Origin of the sequence: Pedobacter sp. ASV12 (assembly GCF_016429155.1) — a bacterium.
In the GTDB taxonomy this organism is placed as follows: Bacteria; Bacteroidota; Bacteroidia; order Sphingobacteriales; family Sphingobacteriaceae; genus Pedobacter.
The window spans coordinates 23,731-29,935 of the sequence record NZ_JAELUC010000050.1; the positions used below are offsets into that span (position 1 = coordinate 23,731).

Consider the following 6,205-nt stretch of genomic DNA (forward strand, 5'->3'; position numbering starts at 1 on the left):
TTACGCAATTTTGAATTTATACGCATGCCATCTTGAAAAATTCAACTGTATAAGTTATAAGTTTGGTGTCGGCGTTTTTCACCGATAAATGCGATGCGATAGCGCTATTGCTGCTTCTTTTTCTTGGCAATTGCCTTGAGGCTGATGCGTTCCGGACGCTTGGCCATCTCTATTGGATAGCCCAACAAATCGCGGATAACCACCGATGCGCACACGCCGCCAAAAGCTGCCGGAAGATAGGAAATAGTACCATAGGCCGAGCGTTTAAAATTACTGCCATCGGTCATGATCAACGATTCCTTCATCACCTCTTCGGTAGAAAATACCGCCTTCACTTTTTCGTAATTGGCGAGCTTTTTCAAACGTTTACGCACATATTGGGCAAATACGCACTGGTAGGTATCAGGCAGCAAGGTTACGCGCAACTTGGTAGGATCAAGCTTGCCACCCGCTCCCATCGAACTCACAATGGGCATATCTTTTTCTAGGGCTTTAGAGAGCAGGGTCACCTTTGGCGTAATGCTATCAATGCAGTCCATTACATAGTCGAATTTGCCTTCCATCAGTTCACGGCATTTTTGTGGCGTTAAAAATTCTTTAACCACGTGCAGTTTCAGCGATGGGTTAATGGCCAGTAAGCGTTCCTGCATGATATCGGCTTTGCTAACGCCATGATTGGTGGCCAATGCCGGCAATTGTCGGTTGCGATTGCTCGGATCTACCACATCGCCATCTACAACGGTCATTTCGCCTACGCCCGACCTGCAAATAAATTCGGCCGCAAAAGAGCCCACGCCTCCAAGGCCCACAACCAAAACGTGTTTGCCCTGTAATTTTTCAATTCCTTCGTTGCCTACCAATAGGGCTGAGCGCGACAACCAACTCACATCCGACATAAAATTTCGTGCATTAAAACACTGTGCATCAAGCGATGGCAGCGCTATATTAAACCTATTTTTTTCCAGTTGGCAAAAATAAGTGCTTTGAGCTCATCGAGCGAAGATTTTTTTAAATTAGACGCAGCCTCATAAAGGGTTGCAATGTCTGCCCCCCCTTCATCGGTTTCGAGGAAGAAACGATCGGTAACACTTAGCAGCTGGCTTGCACTAGCCGCTGGTTTGAGGATCGCGGCTCCAAAAGACAGCCAGAATCCTTTATCCAATAATTGCTGGCCCAATTCGGCATTTTTGTTAAAACCATGAATCACCATTGGCACTTGTACGTTTAGTCTTTTTTTAATGGCCATGAGCTCATCAAAGCAACGTACGCAATGTAAAATAAGTGGTTTGTTCAGTTTTTCGGCCAATGCAAGTTGCTTTTCCAAAATCACCAGCTGATTGGCCAGGGGTTCGCCTTTTAATCGGTCGAGGCCACACTCGCCTATCATTTTTACTTGGGGCCGCTGTGCGATTTGCGTCAATACGGCTAGTTGTTCTTCTAAATTTTGCAAGGTAGCGTACCAAGGATGCAACCCTACCGAAATGGGCTGATGAGCTGATATTACGGGCAATGGTGCTGTAAGCGAGAAGCTCTGGATGCTAACGACCTCTAAATTTGTTGCTGCTTTATGGGTATGGATATCTAATAATTGCATCAAACCACTTAACTTTAGAAAACAAAGAATAAGTAAATGTACTTGTTCTGTAAAGAAATCGTGAATAATCTATAATTTTAGTAGTCTTTTTTATTTTTGCTCAAATATTTCAAAATCATGAAGAAAATCATCATTCTAGTGGCTTCGGTGTTTATCGCGACAGCCAGTTTTGCCCAGGCTCCGGCACAAGCTCCGGCCAAAAAAGAAGCCGTTCATATTTACGACCCTAAGGCTAATGCCCAAGCTGATATTGATGCCGCTGTGGCCAAGGCCAAAAAAGAAGGCAAGCACGTTTTTATACAAGCGGGTGGCAACTGGTGCATTTGGTGCATCCGTTTTCACGATTTGGTCAATGCAACGCCAGAGCTGAAAGATTACCTGGACAAAAACTATGTAACGGTACTATTGAACTGGAGCCCAGAAAACAAAAACGAGGCGGTGTTTAAAAAACTGCAGTACCCTGGCCGTTTCGGCTTTCCGGTATTTTTGATTTTGGATGGCGATGGCAAACTGATCCACACCCAAAACTCGGCTTATCTGGAAGAAGGAAATGGACATAGCGTAAAGAAAATCATGGAATTTTTGAAAAACTGGAACGTGGCCGCTTTAAAACCTGAAAACAACAAGTACTAGTATTGAATTTATAATTTGAAATCCTGGGTCTTTAGGTAGGCTCAGGATTTTTTTATTAATGCTTGCTTTTTACCATCTAAGGTGCCTTAGCAAGCCTTAGCTCTTCGCCTCAATATCCTTAATGCCTTAATGGTTCAAGCCCTCGAGCATAATGGCTTATTCAGCAACTAAGGCGACTTATTAAATCTTAGTTCTTCACCTTGACACGCTTAAATGGCTAAAACCTATTGCCGTTGAAAAGCTACTTGTCTTCAATGCTCGTTATAAATTGGTTTTTCAATCCAAACTGCCAGTTCGGTGTTTTCGAAGCGGTGATGACCAGCTCACCTCCTTTATTGATTTCGTCTTGGGTAATCCAGTTCCGGTTTAAGGCCTTACCGTTTAGTTTAACGCTACTGATGTACTTGTTACCTTTCGCAAAATTCTCCGTCCTGATTTTAAACTGCCGGCCCTCGGCAAGCTGATAGGTTAAAGTTGGAAACAAAGGTACGTTGAGGTAATACACCGGATGGCCAACACAAGCGGGTGAAAAACCACTGGCCGTAAATACATACCAGGCCGACATGGCCCCGGCATCATCATCCATGGTGCGGATATAGGCCTTGGGCTCGTTTTTATAGATCCGGTCAATAAAAGGATCAATTCCCCTGCTGTTGTCGTTGAAATAATATTGCACCACGGTATCGGCGGCCAACTGGTGCATCCATTGTTGCGAAAGCCATGGCGATGTACTGGCATTGAACATCAATGGCACCTGCAGATCGGGCTCATTGGCATGGTTATAATAATCGTTTTCGTAAAAGCGCTTCAGCTGTGCCAAATAAGCCTCTTCGCCTCCACACAACTCTTTTAAGCCTTTTACATCAAAGGGCACAAACCAGCGATACTGCCAAATGGTGCCCTGGTATAAGCCACGTGCCTGCATCCGGTCTACATCGTTCTTGTCGATATCTTTAAAATCCTTGTTCCAATAGGTTTGATAGGCTCGCGCTTTTTCCAGGTACTGCTGGTAACGCGACGGCTGTTTGAGCACCTCAAAAATCTGCGCCAGCGCCCAAACGTCATAACTAGACTCCAAAGCTTTATCTGGCTTGCTAAAATCGAGCCTGTTGACTTCGGCCACCAGCGAATCAGCAATCTTGGCAAAATCTACGTGGTAGCCTTTTTTATAGGCATCTAACAACACTACAATGGCATGCTCGGTTCTCACCGTGTTGGAGGCCTCGCTTTGGGTAGCATAGTCTTTTTTGCCACTGCTGTACATGCTGGCTATGGAAGTGGCAATATCCTGATAAACCTTGGGCTGGATGATAGACAGCAACGGCAGCTGCGTACGGTAGTTGTCCCATATGGCCCAGCCATTGTAATGCAAATTTTTGCTCTGCGAAACACCATTGCTCAGCTTGTATTTACCGTCTTGCTCCGAAATGAGGTAAGGCGATTGCAGAGTTCGATATAGTAGCGAATAAAACAGCTTTTGACTCGCCAAATCGCCTTCTGCCCTGATGCTGCCCAATTTTTCGTTCCACTCTTTTTGCGACTGGTTTTTCAAAGCTTCAAAAGAAAGCCTGAAGGAATTGTTTTTCGCATGTTCTTCATCTACAGCAGAAAAACCGACCCTCAGTTCAACGGCGGTTTCGTCGCCTTGCAAAAAAAGATTGAGCTGATGCGCATTAAGTTCTCTGACCTCGAAGCCCTTGTTAATGAGCAACTGATAGTAAACCTTATATTTTCCGGCACCGCAAGTGGTTTTGGCTTCTATCCAGCCGCTAATGCCCAAACTGTTGATTTCGTGTGCTTCGGCTACAAAACCGTTAGACAAAGCATGGCCAAAATCGATAAAAAACCCTTTTTTTCTGCCCTTGGGAAAGGTGTACTGGTGCATACCCGATTTATCCCGAGCAGTTAACCTCACATCGATTTTATTGCCGAAAGCGACGTGATAATAACCTGGGCTGGCATCTTCCTTAACCTTGAGCAGCTCTTCTTTTTCATCGCTCAAAAAAGGCTTGATCAGCAATAATCCGCCGCTGCCGGTACAGCCTACACCCTCAAAACGGTTGTGCGTAAAGCCCAAAAACTTCTTGGCCTCATACTCATAGCCCGCATGCAGGTTGGGGTAGGTTTGCGGACCAATGCTCATCATGCCAAAAGGCGAAGATGCCGCCGGACTTAGCTGTCCGTGATCACCAGAAGAGCCTAAAAAAACATTGACCAGTTTAGCGGGTTCGAATACCTGCTGCTGCGCATTTAAACCAAAGGAGAAGACGATTAAAAATAAAGCAACAAGCTTCAGTTCTTTCATTTTGATAGGGATTAATTCAAAATCTGGCAAAAAAAGCTATAGCCCATCTCCATATTTGAAGAAGGCATTGACCGAAACCGGCAGCTTACCCGTTGGCACCAATTGTTTTTTAAACACCGAAGCCGCAGCTTTTTGCATATAATCTTCTTTTTGATAGGCTACCAATAGGGATTTTGCATTTTCCAATCCCGGGAGACCAGCCAAATTATAAGGATTGGCAAAAAATGCAAATACGGCATCTTTTTTAGCCATGTCGGCCAGGAACATTCTCAGGTCGGCACTTAAAGGCAAATTGTTGCTTGGACGCAAACGGCTATCGATGATGCCGATAATTACCTGATCTTCTGGCTTGATTTCGGCCAAAACTTTGGCAATGGCGTTGGCGTTGGCATTTTTGTCGAGGTTATAAACGATGGAATTCTTATAGGTGGTGACCAATTCCTGCTGAAAAACCGTTACGTCAGGCGTACCTACGTTCAAAATTACGGTGCGTTTATCAGGCGTAAGCTGCTGTAACGCATCGCGCCCTTTGAGTAAGGTCATGCTGGCATCAGCCAATTGCTGCAACAAAGCCATGCTTTCAGGCCTGTTTACCTCGGCCACAACGTTGTCTTCGTTAACGTGCTTTTTAACATTGAGGCCTGCCCAATACTTGGCCACCAAAATCTTTTTTACGCTTTCCTCGATCCGTTCCATGGTTAAGCGTTGGTCTCTAATGGCCTGGCGGATTTTCTTCACGGCTCGTTTGGTATCTTCGGTCAACTCCAAAATGTCGTTGCCGGCAATAATTCCCATTACATCAGCCTCGCTATCTTTGTAATATTTGACCACGCCTTTCATTTCCATGGCATCAGAAATAACAATGCCCTTAAAGCCCAATTGCTCTTTCAATACACCGGTTACGATGGGTTTAGACAAGGTGGAAGGCATGTTTGGCGTTGCATCGAGCGCCGGAATGTTCATGTGTGCAATCATTACGCCCGCAGCGCCTTGCTTAATCAGCTCCCTGAAAGGATAAATTTCCAAACTATCCAAACGCTCTTTGGTGAAATTGAGCTGGGGCAAATCGTAGTGCGAATCTACATCAGTATCGCCGTGGCCAGGAAAGTGCTTCAGGCTGACCATCAAACCACCGTCTTGCATGCCTTTCATATAAGCGGCACCTTTTTCGGCTACGTTATATTTATTCTCGCCAAACGAACGGTAGTTGATGACCGGATTTTTGGCATTGTTGTTTACATCCACATCAGGAGCCAAATTCATGTGCATACCCAAACGTTTGTAATCTTTGGCTACCTCTAGGCCCATTTTATAGATCAGTTCTTTGTTTTGAACAGCGCCCAAGGCCATTTGGTAAGGATAGGAAATGGTGCTGTCTAAACGCATGCCCAAACCCCATTCGCCATCAGAAGTAATCAGCAAAGGCACTTTGGCCAGTTTTTGATATTTGTTGGTCAAGATAGCTTGTCGGCCAGGCCCGCCCTGAAAAAACACTAAGCCACCAATTTTTTCTCTTTTGATTACCTTGCCTACCGAATCTTCGAAGGCCTGTCCCCTGTTGGTATGTGCCCGTACAAAGAACAACTGGGCAATTTTCTGCCTTTTGCTCATCCTGTTGAATACCGAATCGACCCATTTAGGCTGTTGTTTCAACCTGTCTCTTATACACATCT

General features: G+C 45.0%; 5 protein-coding genes. 1 reads left to right on the top strand and 4 read right to left on the bottom strand.

Annotation, left to right across the window (positions count from 1 at the left end):
- Window positions 1-104: 104 nt before the first annotated feature.
- On the bottom strand, window positions 105-896 hold the full coding sequence (locus JHD69_RS12645) for a tRNA threonylcarbamoyladenosine dehydratase (RefSeq protein ID WP_199140706.1): 792 nt from the start codon (window positions 894-896) through the stop codon (window positions 105-107).
- Window positions 897-940: 44 nt separating this feature from the next.
- Window positions 941-1,594, bottom strand: coding sequence for a TatD family hydrolase (locus JHD69_RS12650; protein ID WP_199140710.1), 654 nt, complete (start codon window positions 1,592-1,594; stop codon window positions 941-943).
- A 117-nt stretch (window positions 1,595-1,711) separates the two neighbouring features.
- Here JHD69_RS12650 and JHD69_RS12655 point away from each other — a divergent pair, with 117 nt between their 5' ends.
- Window positions 1,712-2,227 carry a thioredoxin family protein gene (locus JHD69_RS12655; RefSeq protein WP_199140707.1) on the top strand — a complete coding sequence of 172 codons (516 nt, stop codon included), beginning with the start codon at window positions 1,712-1,714 and terminating at the stop codon, window positions 2,225-2,227.
- Between the two features lie 241 nt (window positions 2,228-2,468).
- Here the strand turns inward: JHD69_RS12655 and JHD69_RS12660 are convergent, their stop codons facing one another.
- Window positions 2,469-4,532: a glycoside hydrolase domain-containing protein gene (locus JHD69_RS12660; RefSeq protein ID WP_199140708.1), complete on the bottom strand. Its 2,064-nt coding sequence runs from the start codon at window positions 4,530-4,532 to the stop codon at window positions 2,469-2,471.
- A 36-nt stretch (window positions 4,533-4,568) separates the two neighbouring features.
- A partial coding sequence (locus JHD69_RS12665; RefSeq protein WP_199140709.1) for a glycoside hydrolase family 3 protein occupies window positions 4,569-6,205 on the bottom strand: 1,637 nt, incomplete at its 5' end.